At 44.5% G+C, this 20860-nt stretch carries 20 protein-coding genes; 14 read left to right on the forward strand and 6 right to left on the reverse strand.

Annotation, left to right across the window (positions count from 1 at the left end; all coding sequences use genetic code 11):
- The first annotated feature begins 236 nt into the window (after window positions 1-236).
- The gene (locus tag ACTSEZ_RS03940) at window positions 237-1007 is read left to right on the forward strand and encodes a Cof-type HAD-IIB family hydrolase (RefSeq protein WP_369732893.1); all 771 of its coding nucleotides are present in this window, start codon (window positions 237-239) and stop codon (window positions 1005-1007) included.
- A gap of 45 nt (window positions 1008-1052) precedes the next feature.
- On the opposite strand, the gene def is transcribed toward ACTSEZ_RS03940, so the two are convergent.
- A complete protein-coding gene (gene def / locus ACTSEZ_RS03945; protein WP_369732894.1) occupies window positions 1053-1607 on the reverse strand; it encodes a peptide deformylase in 555 nt (184 codons plus the stop codon).
- Window positions 1608-1752: 145 nt separating this feature from the next.
- Window positions 1753-1881 (reverse strand): YjcZ family sporulation protein, encoded by a 129-nt coding sequence (locus tag ACTSEZ_RS03950; RefSeq protein WP_081414064.1) that lies wholly within the window; start codon window positions 1879-1881, stop codon window positions 1753-1755.
- Window positions 1882-2118: 237 nt separating this feature from the next.
- Here ACTSEZ_RS03950 and ACTSEZ_RS03955 point away from each other — a divergent pair, with 237 nt between their 5' ends.
- The 5 genes from ACTSEZ_RS03955 to lpdA all read left to right on the forward strand — a co-directional run bounded on the left by ACTSEZ_RS03955 (window position 2119) and on the right by lpdA (window position 8291).
- Window positions 2119-2787 (forward strand): YkyA family protein, encoded by a 669-nt coding sequence (locus ACTSEZ_RS03955; RefSeq protein WP_369733080.1) that lies wholly within the window; start codon window positions 2119-2121, stop codon window positions 2785-2787.
- Window positions 2788-3250: 463 nt separating this feature from the next.
- On the forward strand, window positions 3251-4366 hold the full coding sequence (gene pdhA, locus ACTSEZ_RS03960) for a pyruvate dehydrogenase (acetyl-transferring) E1 component subunit alpha (protein ID WP_369732895.1): 1116 nt from the start codon (window positions 3251-3253) through the stop codon (window positions 4364-4366).
- Window positions 4367-4369: 3 nt separating this feature from the next.
- Entirely contained in the window at window positions 4370-5347 is a 978-nt protein-coding gene (locus ACTSEZ_RS03965) for an alpha-ketoacid dehydrogenase subunit beta (protein WP_369732896.1), read from the forward strand.
- A gap of 156 nt (window positions 5348-5503) precedes the next feature.
- Window positions 5504-6874 (forward strand): dihydrolipoamide acetyltransferase family protein, encoded by a 1371-nt coding sequence (locus tag ACTSEZ_RS03970; RefSeq protein ID WP_369732897.1) that lies wholly within the window; start codon window positions 5504-5506, stop codon window positions 6872-6874.
- A 4-nt stretch (window positions 6875-6878) separates the two neighbouring features.
- Window positions 6879-8291: a dihydrolipoyl dehydrogenase gene (lpdA, locus tag ACTSEZ_RS03975; protein WP_369732898.1), complete on the forward strand. Its 1413-nt coding sequence runs from the start codon at window positions 6879-6881 to the stop codon at window positions 8289-8291.
- Between the two features lie 69 nt (window positions 8292-8360).
- On the opposite strand, the gene ACTSEZ_RS03980 is transcribed toward lpdA, so the two are convergent.
- Window positions 8361-8747: a hypothetical protein gene (locus ACTSEZ_RS03980; RefSeq protein WP_369732899.1), complete on the reverse strand. Its 387-nt coding sequence runs from the start codon at window positions 8745-8747 to the stop codon at window positions 8361-8363.
- Between the two features lie 506 nt (window positions 8748-9253).
- A complete protein-coding gene (locus tag ACTSEZ_RS03985) occupies window positions 9254-10789 on the reverse strand; it encodes a glycine betaine uptake BCCT transporter (RefSeq protein ID WP_369732900.1) in 1536 nt (511 codons plus the stop codon).
- A 117-nt stretch (window positions 10790-10906) separates the two neighbouring features.
- Between ACTSEZ_RS03985 and ACTSEZ_RS03990 the strand changes: the two genes are divergently transcribed.
- A complete protein-coding gene (locus ACTSEZ_RS03990) occupies window positions 10907-11740 on the forward strand; it encodes a polysaccharide deacetylase family protein (protein WP_369732901.1) in 834 nt (277 codons plus the stop codon).
- Window positions 11741-11773: 33 nt separating this feature from the next.
- Here ACTSEZ_RS03990 and ACTSEZ_RS03995 read toward each other — a convergent pair whose 3' ends face one another.
- Entirely contained in the window at window positions 11774-12172 is a 399-nt protein-coding gene (locus tag ACTSEZ_RS03995) for a DUF1885 family protein (protein ID WP_369732902.1), read from the reverse strand.
- A 155-nt stretch (window positions 12173-12327) separates the two neighbouring features.
- Here ACTSEZ_RS03995 and ACTSEZ_RS04000 point away from each other — a divergent pair, with 155 nt between their 5' ends.
- Window positions 12328-12627 (forward strand): DUF3055 domain-containing protein, encoded by a 300-nt coding sequence (locus tag ACTSEZ_RS04000; RefSeq protein WP_369732903.1) that lies wholly within the window; start codon window positions 12328-12330, stop codon window positions 12625-12627.
- Between the two features lie 196 nt (window positions 12628-12823).
- Window positions 12824-12964 carry a GapA-binding peptide SR1P gene (locus ACTSEZ_RS04005; protein ID WP_081414065.1) on the forward strand — a complete coding sequence of 47 codons (141 nt, stop codon included), beginning with the start codon at window positions 12824-12826 and terminating at the stop codon, window positions 12962-12964.
- A 532-nt stretch (window positions 12965-13496) separates the two neighbouring features.
- On the opposite strand, the gene ACTSEZ_RS04010 is transcribed toward ACTSEZ_RS04005, so the two are convergent.
- On the reverse strand, window positions 13497-14969 hold the full coding sequence (locus ACTSEZ_RS04010; protein WP_369732904.1) for an aminotransferase class I/II-fold pyridoxal phosphate-dependent enzyme: 1473 nt from the start codon (window positions 14967-14969) through the stop codon (window positions 13497-13499).
- A gap of 246 nt (window positions 14970-15215) precedes the next feature.
- Here ACTSEZ_RS04010 and ACTSEZ_RS04015 point away from each other — a divergent pair, with 246 nt between their 5' ends.
- From ACTSEZ_RS04015 to ACTSEZ_RS04035, 5 genes are read left to right on the forward strand one after another with little or no spacing between them, the layout of a single operon-like run.
- Window positions 15216-16442, forward strand: a complete 1227-nt coding sequence (locus tag ACTSEZ_RS04015) for an acyl-CoA dehydrogenase (RefSeq protein WP_369732905.1) — start codon at window positions 15216-15218, stop codon at window positions 16440-16442.
- 11 nt (window positions 16443-16453) lie between these two features.
- Entirely contained in the window at window positions 16454-17230 is a 777-nt protein-coding gene (locus ACTSEZ_RS04020; protein WP_369732906.1) for an SDR family oxidoreductase, read from the forward strand.
- Window positions 17231-17242: 12 nt separating this feature from the next.
- Window positions 17243-18418 carry a thiolase family protein gene (locus ACTSEZ_RS04025; RefSeq protein WP_369732907.1) on the forward strand — a complete coding sequence of 392 codons (1176 nt, stop codon included), beginning with the start codon at window positions 17243-17245 and terminating at the stop codon, window positions 18416-18418.
- Window positions 18418-19170 carry an SDR family NAD(P)-dependent oxidoreductase gene (locus ACTSEZ_RS04030; RefSeq protein WP_369733081.1) on the forward strand — a complete coding sequence of 251 codons (753 nt, stop codon included), beginning with the start codon at window positions 18418-18420 and terminating at the stop codon, window positions 19168-19170. Before ACTSEZ_RS04025 ends, ACTSEZ_RS04030 begins: the two co-directional genes overlap by 1 nt.
- A gap of 30 nt (window positions 19171-19200) precedes the next feature.
- Window positions 19201-20811, forward strand: coding sequence for a long-chain-fatty-acid--CoA ligase (locus tag ACTSEZ_RS04035; protein WP_369733082.1), 1611 nt, complete (start codon window positions 19201-19203; stop codon window positions 20809-20811).
- The last annotated feature ends 49 nt before the right edge of the window (window positions 20812-20860 follow it).

The following is a 20860-nucleotide window of genomic DNA, read 5'->3' on the forward strand; positions in this document are numbered from 1 at the left end:
TGAGTTTTTTCATCATGATCTTCCACACTCCCATCTTGTCCATTTTTCGGAATGTTTACCGTTCGAATCTGCCAGACTTAGTATATGTGAATATCGGAAAAGATAACATGGGTATTTATGGAAGGTGAGGCTGCGTGAAAAAATACAGGTGTTTTGGTTGTGGCTCCATTTATTTTCAGCTATGATGAGTCATGTAAAAGCTGTCCAAACTACGAAAAAGTAAGGAGACCTATATTATGACCGGAAACGTAATCTTTTTTGATATAGACGGAACATTGCTTAATCATGATAAGGAAATTCCTGATTCAACTAGAAAAGCGATAGATGATTTGAAAAAAGCGGGACACCATGTTGCAATTGCAACAGGGAGAGCTCCGTTCATGTTTGAAGACCTCCGCCGCGAGCTTGGAATCGATTCCTTTGTCAGCTTCAACGGGCAGTATGTTGTTTTCGAAGGTGATGTGATTTATAAGAACCCGCTTCATACAGAACGTCTGGAAGAATTATATGAGTACGCAAAAACTTCCGATCATCCGCTTGTCTTTATGAGCAATGAAACGATGATGTCTACAGAAACAGATCATCCGTACATACATGAAAGCATGGGAAGCCTGAAATTCATGCACCCTGAGCATGATCCCGAGTTCTACCGGAATCATGAGATATATCAGACGCTGCTGTTCTGCAAAGAAGGCGAAGAAGAGGCTTATAAAAAATACGAGGATTTTCACATCATCCGCTGGCATGAGCTTGCGACAGATATTCTTCCATTTGGCGGATCAAAGGCAGAGGGAATAAAAAAGCTTATCGAACGCCTCGATATCAGCAAGGAAAATGTATATGCGTTTGGTGACGGGCTGAATGACCTTGAAATGATTAAATTTGCCGGAACTGGTGTGGCTATGGGGAATGCCGTTGCCGAATTAAAAGAAATTGCAGATGAAATCACAACGAATGTAGATGAAGACGGCATCTTGAACGGCTTGAAGAAAACCGGTCTTCTATAAGAAAAAACCTGTCTGCTCAGCAGACAGGTTTTTTCATGCTTACTTTTACCGTTCGATTGCAACGGCGCCCTCAGGTTCTTTCAAAGGATCTTCGCTGCTGATGTGATCGTAGAACATTACACCGTTTAAATGGTCAATTTCATGCTGAAAGACGATGGCAAGCAGCCCGCGAAGTCTGAGGTCCACATTTTCTCCTTCAAGGGATATTGCTTTTACCCGGATTCTCGCATAGCGCGGAACGTATCCCGGAACAGGTCTGTCAACTGAAAGACATCCTTCTCCGCTTGTTAAGTAGCTTTTCTCAACTGAATGGCTTACAATTTTAGGGTTAAACAGAGCGTAACTGTGCAATTGGCCCTTTTCATCTGTTAACCGGATGGCAATCATTCGTTTGGAGACATTTATTTGAGGGGCTGCAAGGCCAATCCCGGGTCTCAGGCCGTATTTTTCGATCATCTCGGGATTCTGGCTGTTCTGGACATATTCAAGCAGCTCCTGCAGCGTTTTTTTATCTTCATCAGAAGGCGGCATCGGCACTTCTTCTGCAGCTTTACGCAAGGTTGGATGACCTTCCCTGATAATATCCTCCATAGTAATCACCCGGACTCACACTCCTTTTCCTGCTGAATTATCTTACTAAGTATAATGGAACTTAGATCAAACGAAAAGTCCTGCTTGTCCACCAGTATCATTTTTGGATGCGGCGGCCCACATTGAATGTGGGCTCTGCTGCCGCAAGCCATTATTAGCAGTGGCCTACAAACGCTGCTCCTACGATAATTAAAAGAATAAACAATACAACAATCAGAGCAAACGTGCGTCCATAACCAGGATAGCCGCAGCCGCCATAACCGTATCCAGGATAACCGTACATGAGAAAACCTCCTTTGAATGTAACGCCTAAACCTTTGCAGCCTGTGCATCAGCCTTCAGCGTCTAATATAACCTATGTTTTTTGGTTGAATGTGTATAGACGATAGCCCAGTTCCCCAAAAATGAATGTGATTTTTTAAACACCGGAGTTTTGAAACAAATAAAAATATTGTAAAAATAACCAGAACCTTTTATAGTAAATATGTTGAATGGGTTAGGGGGACTCGCGGTGAAAAAAATGGTTGCAGCTTCTGCAGCGCTGCTTGCCGGAGCGTTATTTCTGGCAGGGTGCAGCGGACCTTCTGCAGAAGAAGAAATGTATAATGCTCTTGAAAAAGCCGTTGCGGCGGAAAGTTCGTTCGAAGATCAGCAGGAGCCATTGGTGGAACTTGAGAATAAAGAAAACGAACTTTACGAAGAAATTATTTCACTCGGCATGAAAGAGTATGAAAAAATTGTTTCACTTTCAGAAGAAGCGCTTTCTGTCGTTGAAGAAAGAGAAAAAAGAGCGAAAGATGAAAAAGAGAGCATCATGGATTCAAAAGAAGAATTCAAAGCAGTTGAGGACATTTCAAAGCACCTTGATGATCAGGCGCTGAAAAGCAAAGCTTCTGACCTGCAAACATTGATGAAGCAGCGCTACGATGCTTACGATGCGCTTTCTGCAGCATATAATGAAGCAATCGCTCTTGATAAAGAGCTGTATCAGCTTTTTCAGAAAAAAGATCTGAAGCTTGAGGAACTGGAAGCAAAAGTTACGGAAATTAACAGCAGCTACGAAAAAGTGGCGGCTCTGAATAAAGAATTCAACGATCATACTGAAAAGTACAACAAGGCTAAGATGGATTTTTACAAAAAAGCCGGAATTGAAGTTGAGCAGTCAGATGATAAAGGAAAAACATCATAATCAAGTTCAGTGAATGCAGGGAGCAGCCGCCCCTGCATTTTTTGTATGCTGCCGAAGGATGTGTTTGGAACTGCAAGAAGAATCAATACTGTATCGATTTTTATAGTACAGAATATCAAATAGTTATAGTACAGATTGTTCAAAAGGAAATAAAAGTAAAATAAAATACAGCAAAAAGGTTGAAAGAATATCAGTAAAAATCAATTGACGTATACATTTTTAATAGTGTACACTAAAACATGTTGAAATGAATTGTATTAATTTTTTTCTTCCCTTTAATTAGTACAGATTTTTGTACTGTCCAATACATAGAGAACGTTTCGGCATTCTCTAAAGTGGTATAAAGATATGTAGAGTGAAGCCTAAAAGAATGTGTCATAAGATGTCATTTTGGGAAGGCTAATGCTGTATGTGTCATATAATCAAGAATTATTTTTTATAAGAGAAAGGACAGGTGACTTAGATGGCTGCTAAAACGAAAAATGCTGTAGTTGACAGCAAAAAGCAATTCGAAGGAATTGCAAAGCAGTTTGAAACGTTCCAAATTCTGAATGAGCAGGGCGAGGTAGTAAATGAAGCTGCAATGCCTGACTTGTCAGATGACCAATTAAAAGAATTAATGCGCCGTATGGTGTATACGCGTATTTTGGACCAGCGCTCAATTTCATTGAACCGCCAGGGCCGTTTAGGCTTTTATGCACCGACAGCAGGACAGGAAGCTTCACAGATCGCTTCTCATTTTGCACTTGAAAAAGAAGATTTCGTTCTTCCTGGATACCGTGATGTGCCTCAGATTATCTGGCACGGACTTCCTTTGTACCAGGCATTCCTTTTCTCACGCGGACATTTCCACGGAAACCAGTTCCCTGAGGAAGTAAATGCATTGTCTCCTCAAATTATCATCGGTGCGCAAATCATCCAGACAGCGGGTGTTGCACTTGGTCTTAAAAAGAAAGATAAAAAAGCAGTTGCAATTACTTACACAGGTGACGGCGGAGCATCTCAGGGCGATTTCTACGAAGGAATCAACTTTGCAGGCGCTTATAAAGCACCGGCTATCTTCGTTGTGCAAAACAACCGTTTTGCAATCTCAACTCCGGTTGAAAAACAATCAGCTGCACAGACAATCGCTCAAAAAGCGGCTGCTGCAGGTATCGTAGGTATTCAAGTTGACGGCATGGATGCACTTGCTGTATACGCTGCTGTGCGTGATGCACGCGAGCGCGCTGTAAACGGAGAAGGCCCGACACTTGTTGAAACACTTACTTACCGCTATGGCCCGCATACAATGGCCGGCGATGATCCGACACGTTACCGCACAAAAGAGCTTGACACTGAGTGGGAAGAAAAAGATCCTCTTGTACGCTTCCGCAAATTCCTTGAAACAAAAGGCATCTGGAGCGAAGAAGAAGAGAACAAAGTGATCGAACAGGCGAAAGAAGATATTAAAGAAGCAATCAAAAAAGCGGATGAATATCCAAAACAAAAAGTAACAGATCTAATGGATATCATGTATGAAGAAATGCCATTCAATCTGAAAGAGCAATATGAAATCTACAAAGCAAAGGAGTCGAAGTAAGCCATGGCTCAAATGACAATGATTCAAGCAATTACGGATGCTCTCCGCACAGAACTTAAAAACGATTCAAACGTTCTTCTATTCGGAGAAGACGTTGGCGTAAACGGAGGAGTATTCCGTGCTACAGAAGGACTTCAAAAAGAATTCGGCGAAGACCGCGTGTTTGACACGCCGCTTGCTGAATCAGGAATCGGCGGTCTTGCGATCGGTCTTGGCCTGACAGGTTTCCGTCCGGTTGCTGAAATCCAGTTCTTCGGTTTCGTTTACGAAGTAATGGATTCCATTTCAGGACAAATGGCACGTATGCGCTACCGTTCAGGCGGCCGCTGGAATTCTCCTGTAACAATCCGTTCACCGTTTGGCGGAGGCGTTCATACTCCTGAGATGCATGCTGACAGCTTAGAGGGTCTTATGGCGCAGCAGCCTGGTGTGAAGGTTGTTATTCCTTCAACTCCATATGATGCTAAAGGACTTTTAATCTCTGCTATCCGCGACAACGACCCGGTCGTTTTCCTTGAGCACATGAAGCTTTACCGTTCATTCCGCCAGGAAGTTCCGGAAGAAGAGTACACAATTGAAATCGGCAAAGCAGAAGTGAAGCGCGAAGGCTCAGACCTTTCCATCATCACTTACGGAGCAATGGTTCATGAATCTTTAAAAGCAGCTGAAGAGCTTGAAAAAGAAGGCGTTTCTGCAGAAGTTATCGACCTTCGCACAATCAGCCCGCTTGATATTGACGCAATTATTGCATCTGTTGAAAAAACAGGACGTGCAATCGTTGTACAGGAAGCTCAAAAGCAAGCCGGCATTGCAGCTAATGTAGTGGCTGAAATCAACGACCGCGCTATTTTAAGCCTTGAAGCACCTGTGCTTCGCGTAGCTGCTCCTGACACTGTTTTCCCATTCTCTCAAGCAGAGGGCGTATGGCTTCCTAACTTCAAGGATGTCATTGAAACAGCTAAGAAAGTAATGAATTTCTAATTATACATTTATGAAAAGAAATCAGTTGGTCCGGGCAGAGTGTTATTGTTTCATGATGGAGCGCATCGAAGGCGCAAAAGCATTTGAACGAACAAATTTCTTCCGAAACCTGATACCTGGTTTCTTTTCCATATGAAAAATAGGAGGTAGTATACCGTGTCTTTCGAATTTAAAATGCCGGATATCGGTGAAGGTATCCACGAAGGTGAGATTGTAAAGTGGTTTATCAAGCCTGGCGATGAAGTAAACGAAGATGATGTTCTGGCTGAGATTCAGAATGATAAAGCAGTCGTAGAAATTCCTTCTCCTGTTAAAGGAAAAGTAATTGAGGTTAAAGTAGAAGAGGGAACTGTTGCTACAGTTGGACAAACCCTGATCACATTTGATGCACCAGGTTATGAAAACCTTAAATTCAAAGGTGACGACCATGGCGATGAGCCTGCTAAAGAAGAGCCTAAAAAAGAGGAAGCTCAAGTTCAGGCTACAGCTGAAGCCGGCCAGGACGTGAAAAAAGAAGAAGCTCCTAAACAGGAAGCAGAAGCAGCAACTGGTGCAGGTGCACAAGATCAGGCTGATGCAGATCCTAACAAGCGAGTAATCGCAATGCCTTCAGTACGTAAATATGCCCGTGAAAAAGGCGTTGAAATCCGCCAGGTATCAGGTTCAGGCAAAAACGGCCGCGTAAGCAAAGAAGATATCGACGCATTCCTTGAAGGCGGTTCGAAACCTGCTGCTGAAACTCAGGCTGAAGCTCCGCAAGCAGAAGCTAAGGAAGAAAAAGCAGAGCAAAAAGCACCTGCTAAACAAGCTGTTCCAGAAGGCGACTTCCCTGAAACACGCGAAAAAATGAGCCCGATGAGAAAAGCTATCGCTAAAGCAATGGTTAACTCCAAGCATACAGCTCCTCACGTAACATTGATGGACGAAGTGGACGTAACAAAACTTGTTGCTCACAGAAAACAGTTCAAAGGTGTTGCAGCCGAGCAGGGTATTAAGTTAACATATTTACCGTACGTAGTGAAAGCTCTTACATCAGCGCTTAAGAAATACCCGGTTCTTAATACTTCAATCGATGACAAAACCGAAGAAGTTGTTCAAAAGCATTACTACAACATCGGTATTGCTGCTGACACAGAAAAAGGACTTATGGTTCCTGTTGTTAAAAACGCAGAACGCAAATCAGTCTTTGAAATTTCTGATGAAATTAACGGCCTGGCAACTAAAGCCCGCGACGGTAAACTTTCTGCTGCGGAAATGAAAGGCGCTTCTTGCACGATTACAAACATCGGTTCTGCAGGCGGACAGTGGTTCACTCCGGTTATCAACCATCCAGAGGTTGCGATTCTTGGAATCGGCCGCATCGCTGAAAAAGCAATCGTTGTTGACGGAGAAATTGTTGCTGCTCCAGTACTTGCGCTGTCACTTAGCTTTGACCACCGCATGATTGATGGTGCTACAGCACAAAATGCTCTAAATCACATCAAGCGTTTATTGAACGACCCACAACTTATTTTAATGGAGGCGTAATTCAATGGTAGTAGGAGATTTCCCTATTGAAACAGATACTCTTGTCATTGGTGCGGGACCTGGCGGCTATGTAGCTGCCATCCGCGCTGCACAGCTCGGACAAAAAGTAACAATCGTAGAAAAAGCAAACCTTGGCGGCGTTTGCCTTAACGTAGGATGTATTCCTTCAAAAGCTTTAATTGCTGCAGGTCACCGCTTTGAGAATGCCAAGCATTCTGAAGACATGGGAATTAAAGCCGAAAACGTAACAGTTGACTTTACAAAAGTGCAGGAATTCAAAGCTGGCGTTGTAAAGAAACTTGTCGGCGGAGTTGAAGGTCTTCTTAAAGGAAACAAAGTTGAGATTGTCCGCGGAGAAGCTTACTTTGTTGACAGCGAATCTATTAAAGTTATGGATGACAACTCATCTCAAACGTACAAATTCAAAAACGCAATCATTGCTACTGGATCCCGTCCAATTGAAATTCCAGGATTCAAATACTCTAAAAGAGTGCTTGATTCAACTGGTGCTCTAAGCTTGAACGAAATTCCAAAGAAAATTGTTGTCATCGGTGCAGGCTACATAGGCACTGAGCTTGGCACAGCTTATGCCAACTTTGGTTCTGAAGTTGTCTTCATTGAGGCAATGGATGAAATCCTTATGGGCTTTGAAAAGCAAATGAGCTCTCTTGTTAAGCGTAACCTTAAGAAAAAAGGCAACGTTGAAATTCATACAAAAGCAAAAGCAAAATCTGTTGAAGAAACAGAAAACGGCGTAAAAGTAACCTTTGAAGTTAAAGGCGAAGAGCAGACAGTTGAAGCAGATTACCTTCTTGTAACTGTTGGCCGCCGTGCGAACACAGATGAGCTTGGACTTGAGCAAGTAGGCGTTGAAATGTCAGACCGCGGCGTGATCAAAATTGATAAGCAGTGCCGTACAAGCGTTTCTAACATCTACGCAATCGGTGACATCGTTGAAGGTCCTCCGCTTGCTCATAAAGCTTCATACGAAGGTAAAATTGCTGCTGAAGCAATTGCCGGCGAGCATGCTGAAATCGACTACCTCGGAATTCCTGCAGTTGTATTCTCTGAGCCTGAACTGGCTACAGTTGGATACACTGAAACACAGGCTAAAGAAGAAGGAATCGAAGTTGTTGCAGCGAAGTTCCCATTTGCTGCTAACGGACGTGCTCTTTCTCTTAACGAAACAGACGGCTTCTTGAAACTTGTTACACGCAAAGAAGACGGACTTGTCATCGGAGCGCAGATTGCAGGTGCGGCTGCTTCTGATATGATTTCAGAACTTAGCCTTGCAATTGAAGCTGGCATGACTGCTGAAGATATCGCAATGACGATTCATGCGCATCCAACATTGGGAGAAATCACAATGGAAGCTGCTGAAGTTGCAATCGGAAGCCCAATCCACATTATTAAATAACTACCAAACCCCCTGATGGCATGCATCAGGGGGTTTTTATGCATAAAAAAAAGACGGTGTGAAAGCCGTCTATCGATCTCCGCTGCTGCCTGAAAGTGCTTTAACAACAGGATTAATAATTTCTTCCTTTGTTCCTACGTGGCCTTCAATCTGGAAGAGGACGCGATTATCGTCTACAACCACAAGCGAAGGAAATGTATCAATATCTACCGGATAGTCCTCATCACTGCTCGTTTCAACAAATTCCAAGTCTTCCACTTCGTCGGGGAAATCCTGTTTCAGATCAATCAGAGCATCAAAATAAACAGATTCCCGGTGTTCATCTTGTTCATCTGAAAAAAACAGCAGTTTTTTATCATCGTCTTCTGGACGCAGCGATTCAGAGGATATATTCAGACTGCAAGATGAAAGAAGAAAAACTGGCATGATGAAGGCGACAATGACCGACTTTGCCATATTGTCCACCCCTTTTAATGAAATGGTCGTAACGGTCCGAACTAAGTCCTACTTCGTACCTATTTTACAGTTTCCGTTAATTTAAATTAATGCTATTTTATCATGTTTTCCGAATATTCCCCTGAATGTTACCTATTTGTCACAAAAATGAAAAATAGAAAGACAGTTTGTCGCTAAAATTAACAATTAACTTTAAAACATGGTGGATTGGTGGGAGGGAGACGGAAGAATGCATACCCTTCAAAACTGAAAAACGATATCGGAGGGTAAGAAAGAGGAGAATGCGTACCACGAAAACTGAAAAACGATATCGGAGGGTAAGAAAGAAGAAAATGCGTACCCTCGAAAACTGAAAAACGATATGAAAGGGTAAGAAAGAGGAAAATGCGTACCCTCGAAAACTGAAAAACGATATCGGAGGGTAAGAAAGAGGAGAATGCGTACCCTCGAAAACTGAAAAACGATATGAGAGGGTAAGAAAGAACAAAGATAAAGACACTTTATTATCAAGTGTCTTTTTTAGTCTCAGTCCGATTCATGACAGGGAATTTTTCGCGTCTCAATGATTTCATCAATGAAATGACCATCAAAATCATGATGACAGCAAACGGAAGTGCAGCAATAATCGATGCCCTCTGAAGAGCTTCAAGACCGCCAATCCATAATAGAACGGCAGCTGCAGCAGATTGGATGATGCCCCATACAAATTTGATTTTGCCAGATGGATTTAAGTCTCCGTCTGTTGTCTGCATGCCAAGCACAAAAGTGGCTGAATCGGCTGAAGTAATAAAGAATGTGCTGATCAAAAGAATAGCAAGCAGAGACATAAACATGCCAAACGGGAATTGTTCAAGGACAGCAAACAGGGCGACTTCCATTCCCTTGTCATTGACAATATCCATTATGGGCTTTTTCATAAAGTGCTGCAGGTATAAAGCAGAACCTCCGAATACTGAGAACCACAATGCCCCGAAAATGGTTGGAACAGCAAGAACACCAATCAGGAATTCTCTGATCGTTCTTCCTCTGGAAATCCGCGCGATAAATGTCCCCACGAACGGAGCCCACGAAATCCACCATGCCCAGTAAAAGATTGTCCAATCCTGAACCCATGTGCTTTCCTCGTTAAATGGCGTAAGGCGGAAGCTCATGTAGGTTAAATTCTGCAAATATCCGCCAATGGTTGTCGTGAACAAATCCATGATGAAATTTGTCGGCCCTGCAAAAAGCAGAAAGAGCATGAGGGCAATAGCCAAAATAATATTTACATTACTGAGAATTTTAATTCCTTTATCAAGCCCTGTTTGAGCAGACAGCATGAAAAGAAAGGTTACAATCACAATAATAATCAGCTGGGTTGAAAACGAATTGCTGATTCCATCAAACAAGTAGGAGACACCTGCACCAATTTGAATGGCGCCGAGTCCAAGTGACGTTGCGACTCCAAAAATGGTGGCAAACACTGCAAGGAAGTCTACAAGTACGCCAGCCTTTCCATCTGCATGGTCTCCAATAAGCGGTCTGAGAATATTGCTGATGACTCCGTTTTGATTTTTCCTGAACGTAAAATATGCAAGTGATAAAGCGATGACCGAGTAAATGGCCCATGGATGAAGCCCCCAATGGAAAAAGGAGTAGCGCATTGCAGCACGGGCAGATTCATCCGTAAACCCTTCACCGGAAGGAGGTGCGCTGTAATGATTCATCGGCTCAGATACTCCCCAGAACACAAGCCCGATTCCCATGCCGGCACTGAAAAGCATCGCAAACCAGCTGAGGTAAGAATACTTCGGTTCATCATCATCATTTCCAAGCTTGATATTTCCGTATTTTGTAAATATTAATCCGATGGCAAAAATGAGAAAAAAGGAAGCGGTCAGCATATAAAACCAGCCGAATTTTTCAATAATAAATCCGTGGATAAGTGTCGTTACGTTTGCCAGATTGGCACTTCCGATTATGCTCTTTGGAATGGCTCCCCATACAATAAAAAGAACAGAAACGATGAGAGAAAGGACAAAAACAGGTGTCAGTCTTTTCATATTCAGACCTCCTTCAAAATAGGAAATAAGAAGTGTTGTTAATTAATTCCTCTTCCTATATAGTGAAGCAATCGGCGGCATATTATTCTAAAAAGAATATACCGGGGAGGAAAGAACGTGAGAAAAGCACTTTGTATGACGGCAGCAGCTTTTTTGCTTGCAGGATGCACTGCATCAGGGACCGGCGGCAATAAAGAAGAAAATCCTCCTGCGGAAAAGAAAACGGTACATGAAGCAGGGAAGGAAAAACCAAAGCCTGCAGCGGATTTGGAATCAGATAAAAAGGCAGAACAGCCAGCCATATTGGATAGAACACCAAAATATAAACTTGATCCGGCAAATTGGTCAATTAAGCCTTTGAGTCCTGACGTCAGCCCGAAAGCGGTGCTTCTGACTATCGACGATGCTCCAGATCAGTACAGTGTGGGGATGGCACAGACATTGAAAAAGATGGGAGTAAAGGCAATCTTCTTTGTAAATGGTCATTTTCTGGATACGGAAGAGGAAAAAGCAAGACTAAAAGAGATTAATCAGCTTGGTTTCCCTATTGGAAATCATACAATGACCCATGCCAATCTTAAGGACCTGACCCCTTCAGAACAGAAAAGCGAAATTGCCGGTCTGAATGATCTTGTTGAGCAAATAACGGGTGAACGTCCCCGTTTTTTCAGAGCTCCGTTTGGAAGCAACACAGATGAAAGCAGAAAAATTGCGGAAGAGGAAAAGATGGTGCTGATGAACTGGACGTACGGCTACGACTGGGAAAGTGATTACCAGACAAAAGAAGCACTGACAGAAATCATGATCAATACTCCATACTTGACTAATGGTGCAAACTTGCTGATGCATGACCGCAAGTGGACAAGCGAAGCATTAAGCGCCATTGTGACAGGACTTAAGAAAAAAGGGTATGAAATTGCTGACCCTGATGCAATTGAAACTCCTCTTTAGAACAAAAAAAGCGATCTTTGATGATCGCTTTTTTCATCGTTTATAATAGTACATCTTCCTTCCATTGAATAAGGTCAGTTCCCCTTTTAGTTTTTTTGCCAGAAACTTCGAAAATTCATTTGCTTTATTTCTGTCGCCGTATTTCGAATCTGCCGGCAGGGTAATTTGCAGAAATGAAAAGGCCTCTTCATTTACGGGACCTGCGCCAATATACATTTTCGCATAGCCGCGCTCCTCAGAAGTTAGGGAGAGATACCCTTCCTTTTGAGTACACTCGTATGGAAAAGCGGACTGGTCATAGTCAAACTGCAGCTGTTCGCCCGTTTTGCCTGTTATCTCTTTGTAATAAAGAAAGAGCTCCTCAACCTGATCAAGGGATATTGTCTGCTGAGCAGAACCATCAACTAAATGAATAAAAGCGTGTGAGGCCATTGCGTCAACTCCTAAGCACAATTTTATAACTGTCCGATTATTTAAAATATTACATATTATCCGCCTGCTTGCAAGTTCAAGGGGAAATGATTGTGCTCTCTTGAATTATGCAGTATAATTAATCTGAATAATCTGATAAAAATAAGGAGGCCATCATGAACACATTGGAAAAGTTTTATGATGATACCGAACAGGCGAATGTCAGGTATGTTGGTTTTGCTTCCAGTGATTTAAGGTACGATATGGCCATCGTGTATTCAGGCATGTTTTTTGGCAAACCTCTCGTCATCTGCCTTCAGACCGGAAAATCAGTTCTCCTTGACTCATCAGATATCGAAGACCTCGAATTCCTCATGCGCACCTTTCGGATTGAAACACTGCAGCAGGCAGCAGAACTGTCAGATTTCTTCCGTGACGTCATCCCTTCCGCCCAATTAACCACTCAATATGAATAGTGAACTAAAAACTGGCGAACAGATCCGTTCGCCAGTTTTTTTATGCCTTTTCAAAAAATGAATACTTTTAGAGATAAAAAGATTAAATGTGTTATACAATTTAGGCTTGACGGATTAAATGTGTTATATTATTATAAACTTACAAAGTATTAAGCGCTTTCAAATAGTGCTAATCCATTCAAAAAGGGGTATGGAAATGGGAACAATCGTCTGTCAAACCTGCAACGGAACGATCGATCATTTTGAGGATGAAAAGGTCAGTGTTTTGTATGGTAAATGCACAAGCTGCGATTGCCAAGTACTAGAGAGAGAAATGACAGTTATTCAAGGGGTTTAAATAGAGGATTAAAAAGCATGCAGGGGGGCCTGCATGCTTTTTTTGCTGTTTAAAAGACAAGGTGAATGGAAACCTGTAAAGCAGCCGAAACAAAAGAAAGAGAAGAGAAGCGTCAAAATGGTACCCCATGAATCAGGCGAAGCATATTATAGGTATGCAAAAAGCGGAAATGGTACCCTATAAATCAGACGGAGCAAATTATAGGGAAGTAAAAAGCCAGAATGTTACCCTATATAACAGGCGAAGCAAGTTATAGGGAAGCAAAAAGCGAGAATGGTACCCCATAAATCAGAAGGCACAAATAATAGGTAAGCAAAAAGCGAGAATAGTACCCCATAAATCAGACGGAGCAAATTATAGGGTATCAAAAAGGAAAAATGGTACCCTATAAATCAGAATGAACAAAATATAAGCTTGCCCAGCATCACACACCCGCTGTTATCTTCAGCACAATTGCAGAACTACTCATTTAAAAACAAAACAAACCCCCGGGAACTGAATCCCGGGGGTTTTAGCCTGCGCCATACTTCTTTTATTTAATTGCCCTATGCTCTTTGATTACGCGCAGGTAATGGAGTTCCGGATCTTCCGGCCCCTGGACGGGAAGACCGACTTCAAGATTTTTGCGCACATATGAAAGATTCTCTTCTGAAATGATTTCTCCTGGAATGAAAATTGGAATCCCCGGAGGATACACCATGATAAACTCTGCAATGATCCGGCCTGCAGATTCTGAAAACGGAACAATTTCTGTGTCAGCGTAGAAAGCGTCACGCGGCGTTAAAGCTAATACTGGAATATCCGGCAGCATGACCTCCGGCTTTGCTTTATCAGCTGATGCGTGTGCAAACTGCGCGGACAGCGCCTGCAGCGCTTCAACGAGGATTCCGGTTTCTCTTTCTGTGTCACCAGGTGTGATGATGCAGAGAATGTTGTATAAATCGGACATTTCCACTTCGATGTTATAGTTTTCGCGCAGCCAATTTTCTACATCGTAGCCGTTCAGTCCGAGTTCTTTAATGGAAATAATTAATTTCGTCGGATCGTAGTCATAAGCAGCCTTTGTGCCGATGATTTCTTCTCCGATGCATTCAATTTTATCAATCGCGTTGATTCTGTTTCTTGTCTCATTGGCAAGCTGTATCGCTCTTTCAGCAAGAGCGCGTCCTTCTGTGGCCAGCCTCTTCCTTGCAACGTCAAGTGATGCAAGAAGCAGATAGGAAGTGGACGTTGTTGTCAGCATGCTCAGGATTGTCTGGACTCTCTGAACCGAAACAAGTCCTTCCCGTACATTGAGGATCGAGCTTTGGGTCATTGAGCCGCCGAGCTTATGAACACTTGTAGCAGCCATATCAGCGCCGGCCTGCATCGCTGAAAGCGGCAGGTCATCATGAAAATGAATGTGCACGCCGTGTGCTTCATCGACAAGGACCGGCACGTTATAAGAATGAGAAATGTCTACGATTTTTTTCAAATCAGCTGAAACGCCAAAGTACGTAGGGTTGATGACGAGCAGCCCTTTTGCATCAGGGTGCTGCTCAAGCGCATGTTCGACAGATTCAGTTGTTATGCCGTGTGAAATGCCGAGGTCTTTGTCGATTTCAGGGTGGATAAAGATCGGTGTTGCACCTGAGAAAACAACGGCGGACATAACAGATTTATGAACATTGCGCGGGACAAGAATTTTATCTCCAGGTCCGCAGACGGCCATTACCATGGTCATGATGGCTCCGCTCGTGCCCTGCACAGAGAAGAATGTATAATCAGCTCCAAATGCTTCTGCTGCGAGTTCCTGGGCTTTTTTTATCATGCCTTTAGGAGAGTGGAGATCATCCAGTGGGCCGATGTTGATCAAATCTATAGATAAAGCAGATTCCCCGATAAAAGATCTGAATTCAGGGTCAATGCCTGCTCCTTTTTTATGTCCAGGAATATGGAATTGTACAGGATCTTTTTTTGCGTGTTCTTTAAGCCCTGTAAATAACGGTGTTTCATATTGCGACAATTTGTATTCCCACCTTCTTTAGTGCGTAATCTATTTTCATCACGTTCATTTACACATAAAACAAGTGAATTATATCACTTTCTTCAAGGATTGGAAAGGAGTTTTTAGCGGGCAGATATACGAGGGACAGTGAATATTTAACAGAATTTTTAGAATAATAGTTGTCTTTTTTGGCAGAATCATATTATGATAGAAACAGAACTACATACCAACCGGTTAGTAAGGTGGATGAAAGGGTGATGAGAGTTGAATTTCTCGTATTCAGAAAAGGTAGTTGAGCTGCAGAAGCAGGTAATCTCTTTTATGGAAGAATTCGTCTATCCGAATGAAAAGAAATATGAAGAGCAATTAAATGAACAGGAAACGAGATGGGCTGCTATTCCTCCAATTATGGAGGAGTTGAAAGCCAAAGCAAAGGAACGGGGACTGTGGAACTTGTTCCTGCCTGAAAGCGAGTATGGTGCCGGGCTGACGAATCTTGAGTACGCCCCGCTATGTGAGATTATGGGCCGTTCGCTGCTCGCTCCTGAAGTGTTCAACTGCGCTGCACCTGACACTGGAAACATGGAAGTGCTTGTGAGGTATGGATCGGATGAACAAAAAGAAAAATGGCTGAAACCGCTTCTGGCTGGTGAGATCCGCTCTTGCTTCTCCATGACAGAACCGGATGTGGCTTCAGCCGATGCGACAAATATTGAGGCAAGCATTGTTCGTGACGGAGATGAGTATGTCATCAACGGGAGAAAATGGTGGTCATCTGGTGCAGGCGATCCGCGCTGCAAGATTGCAATTTTTATGGGGAAATCGGACTTTCATGCCCCAAAGTATGAACAGCAGTCAATGATTCTAGTACCGCTTGATACTCCGGGAGTTACCATAGAAAGAGTTCTTCCCGTGTTCGGCTATGATCACGCTCCGCACGGCCACGCTGAAATTACATTTGAGAATGTCCGCGTTCCGGCAGAGAATATGCTTCTTGGCGAAGGAAGAGGATTTGAGATTGCACAGGGACGTCTTGGCCCGGGCCGCATCCATCACTGCATGCGCTTAATAGGAGCTGCAGAGCGTGCTCTTGAAGAATTATGTAAGCGTGTACAAATGAGAGAAGCCTTCGGCAAACCGATTTCAAGCCAGGGTGTTGTCAGAGAATGGATCGCTGATTCCCGCATTGAGATTGAGCAGGCAAGGCTGCTGACGCTGAAAGCCGCCTATATGATGGATACAGTTGGAAACAAACAGGCGAAAACGGAAATTGCCATGATTAAAGTGATTGCTCCAAACATGGCATTGAAAGTCATTGACCGCGCCATCCAGGCATTCGGAGCAGCTGGGGTAAGCGAAGATACACCGCTTGCGGCTCAGTGGGCAGGTGCAAGAACGCTCAGAATCGCCGACGGTCCGGATGAGGTTCACCGTGCACAGCTGGCAAGACTTGAACTGAAAAAATACGATGTGAATCTGCAGACTGTATAAGGAGGGGTATCATGCACGTCAAGGAACTGTTTGATCTGAAAGACAAGGTCGCCATCATAACAGGCGGCGGCAGGGGTCTTGGTGCCCAGATGGCAGAAGGCTTTGCCCAGGCAGGCGCATCGCTTGTGCTCTGCTCCAGAAAGGCCTCTGCATGTGAGGATACAGCCCAAAAGCTGAGCAGTGAATACGGCGTCGAGGCAATCGCACTTGGATGTGATGTGACAAATCAGGAAGATGTAAAAAAAGTGGTTCAGACAGCTGTGGACACATTCGGAAAAATTGATATTCTCGTCAATAACAGCGGTGCTTCTTGGGGAGCATCCGTTCAGGACATGCCCCTTGATGCGTGGAACAAAGTCATGAATGTGAATGTAACGGGCACCTTCCTGATGTCACAGGAAGCAGGAAGGCACATGATCCGGCAAAAGAGCGGAAAAATCATCAACATTGCATCCGTTGCAGGCCTTGGCGGGACAGACCCGCGCTACATGGACACCATTGCCTATAACACCAGTAAAGGAGCGGTTATTACCTTTACAAAGGATTTAGCTGTGAAATGGGGGCAGTACAACATCAATGTCAACGCCATTGCCCCGGGATTCTTCCCGACAAAAATGTCCCAGGTCATTATCGAAAATGGAAAAGACCATTTCCTTAACATGACGCCGCTAAAGAGATTTGGGACGGACCAGGATTTAAAAGGAGCTGCATTGTTCCTTGCAGCTAAAGCATCAGACTTTATGACTGGTGATGTTCTCGTCGTTGATGGCGGAACACATGCCATGTAAGGAGGAAGAAGAATGAACAGAGATCCTGTCATTGTAGCGGCAGTCAGAACACCCATCGGACGGCAGGGCGGTGCGCTCTCCGCCATGGAACCGAATGAGTTCGGGGCGATCGTGATAAAAGAAGCCATGAACCGTGCAGGCGTTACGGCAGATATGGTTGATGACGTTATTTTTGGAAACGTCCTGTCAGGCGGAGGCAATATTGCAAGACTCACTGCCTTGACAACCGGCCTTTCCATCAGCATTCCGGGACTGACAGTAGACCGGCAGTGCGGCTCAGGCATCAATGCAGTCTGTCTTGCTGCCCAGGCCATCAAAGCCGGTGACGGAGATGTCTACATTGCCGGTGGAACAGAAAGCATGTCCCTTGCGCCATATTTAATGGAAAAGCCGAAAAAAGCATATAGTCCGGCGCCACCGAGATTTAAGTCAGCCGTTCTTTCACCGAAGGAAATCGGCAATCCGCCAATGGGCATAACGGCTGAAAATCTGGCGGACAAATACGAAATAAGCAGGGAAGAACAGGATGAATATGCACTTAGAAGCCAGCAGCGGATGGCTGCAGCTGTCGAAGAAGGCAGATTTGACGAACAGATTGTGCCCGTCCCGGTCCCTCAGCGAAAAGGGGAGCCGCTTCTATTTGAAAAAGACGAGCATCCGCGTCCGAATACGACGATTGAAGGCTTAAGAGCGCTCGGGCCTGCGTTTAAAGAAGGCGGAACCGTTACAGCAGGAAGCAGTTCAGGCTTAAATGACGCGGCATCTGCTGTTGTGGTCATGTCCCGCGAAAAAGCAGCTGAGCTTGGACTAAAACCGCTGTGCACAGTCAGACAGTATGCAGTCGCAGGAGTAGACCCGAACATTATGGGGATAGGTCCTGTCCCTGCTGTAAAGCTTGCACTTGAGAAATCAGGCCTTTCACTCAGCGACATGGATTTGATTGAATTGAACGAGGCGTTCGCCGCTCAAGTTCTGGCATGTGACCGTGAACTGCAGTTTGACCACAGCAAATTGAATGTAAACGGCGGGGCTATTGCCCATGGACATCCATTAGGTGCGACAGGCGCGATTCTTATGACGAAAGCCGTCTATGAACTGCAGCGGTCAGGCGGCCGCTTTGCATTGATTACGGCCTGCATCGGAGGAGGCCAGGGAATCGCCGCCATCATTGAAAGAGAGTCTGAGTGATGAGGCTTGAGGGGAAAACAGCTGTCATAACCGGGGGTGCGGGAGGAATCGGCAAAGCAACGGCGTTCCTCTTTGCTGAACATGGAGCAAATGTCGTGATTGGAGATGCCGATCAGGAGGCCGGGGAAAAAACAGCTGCAGGTGTGAGAGAAAAAGGCTTCTCCTGTCTTTTTGTCCATACAGATGCAGCAAAGGCTGAAGATGTAGAAAGACTGATGGATCAGGCTGTTGCCGAATACGGGGGTCTTCACATCCTGTTTAACAACGCCGGTGTTTCAAATCAGAGTGTAAAGCTTCATGATATGGAAGAAATGGAATGGGACAGAGTCGTTGATATTAACTTGAAGGGTGTTTTCCTCGGCATGAAATATGCTGTTCCGCATATGAAACAGAGCGGAGGCGGATCGATTATAAATACATCGAGCGTGCTTGGCATTAAAGGAAAAAAGCGAATGGCTCCTTATAACGCCTCGAAAGCCGGAGTCATCGCTCTCACTAAAAATGCCGCGCTTGATTATGGGAAAGACGGGATCCGGGTCAATGCCATTGCTCCGGGTGTGATTGATACAGCCATTGTGGATGAATGGCGGAATGATGAACGAAGATGGGGAATTTATACAACATCCAATGCGCTCGGCAGAATCGGCCAGCCTGAAGAAATCGCTAAGGCTGTGCTGTTTTTGGCAAGCGATGATTCCTCATACGTCACAGCTGCTGCTCTATTGGCAGATGGAGGAACGATTACCTTTTGAAAAAGTATATCTTTTTTAGCATAAGGAGGAATTCAATTGGATCAATGGCTAGCTAATTATCCGGATACTGTCAGTCACGAGATCGGCATTCCCTATATTTCCATTCCGCAGATGCTTGAAGAAACCGTTGAGAATTACGGCGATAAAGAGGCGATTTCATTTTACGGAAAATCCATCTCCTACAGTCAGCTGTACGGGATGACCATTGCCTTTGCATCGGCGCTTCAGAAAAAAGGCGTTCAAAAAGGGGACAGGGTGGCTATTATGCTGCCAAACTGTCCGCAGTATCCGGCAGCCTATTACGGAGCCCTAAAAGCAGGAGCCATTATCACCCAGGTGAATCCGATGCTCGTTGAACGGGAGCTTGATTATATTCTGAATGATTCCGGCGCGGAAACGATTGTCGTGTATGATGCGCTTTATCCGCGAATAAAGGCGGTCCGCGCAGGCACGGCTTTAAAGCAGATTATTACCGTCAGTCTGCAGGAGGAAATGACACCTGAAGAGGGAGATTTTACGTTTTCGCAGTTTCTTTCTTTTTCAACAGGAGAGGTTCTTCCCGTGCAAATTGAACCTGAGCACGATATCGCAGTGCTTCAGTATACAGGAGGAACGACCGGGCGCCCAAAAGGGGCGATGCTTACACACAGAAATTTGATCGCCAATATTTATCAGTCTTTCGAATTTTTCAAGCATGAAGTTCAGACCGGCTCAGAACGCTGCCTGACAGTAATCCCGCTCTTTCACGTCTTCGGAATGACCTCATGCATGAATTTGACCGTCCTGAGAGGAAATTCTATGATTCTGCTTCCGCGCTTTGATCTTGAGGAAGTGATGCAGACCATCAAACGTGAACAGCCGACCATTTTTCCGGGTGTACCGACAATGTATGTGGCCATTACCAACCATCCTAAAGCTGAGGAGTACGGGATCAGCAGCATCCGCATCTGCAACAGCGGCAGTGCACCGATGCCTGTTGAGCTGCTGAATGAATTCGAGCGAAAAACGGGTGCTAAAATTCTTGAGGGCTACGGATTATCAGAGGCTGCTCCGACAACTCACTGCAACCCGCCTTTTGCCAAGCGGAAGCCTGGGAGCGTCGGAATCGGAGTGCCGGGCACGGCTTATAAAATTGTTGATGTGGCAACAGGCAAAGAAGAAGTTCCTGCCGGGGAACTTGGAGAAGTCATCCTTAAAGGCCCCCAGGTGATGAAGGGCTACTGGAACATGCCGGAGGAGACGGCCAATACGCTTCGGGACGGCTGGCTGTTTACAGGCGATATCGCAAAGGTTGATGAAGAGGGATACCTTTACATCGTTGACCGGAAAAAAGACCTGATTATCGCAAGCGGCTACAATGTGTACCCGAGAGACATAGAAGAAGTTCTCTATGAACATGAAGCGGTGCAGGAGGCAGTCGTTATCGGGGTGCCTGATCCATACAGGGGAGAGACGGTCAAAGCATTTGTTGTCTTAAAAGCAGGGAAGCAGGCGTCAGAAGAAGAGATAATTGCTTTTTGCAGGTCCAATCTTGCGGCCTACAAAGTGCCGGCGATAATTGAATTCAGAAACGAACTTCCAAAAACAAGCGTGGGAAAAATCCTCCGCAGGGCATTGCGGGAAGAAACCCTTCAAAGATAACAGGAAACTATGAATCTCTTAAAGTGCTTATGGTATACTTTTTTTAATC

Origin of the sequence: Metabacillus mesotrionivorans (assembly GCF_052171315.1) — a bacterium.
GTDB lineage: Bacteria > Bacillota > Bacilli > Bacillales > Bacillaceae > Bacillus_P.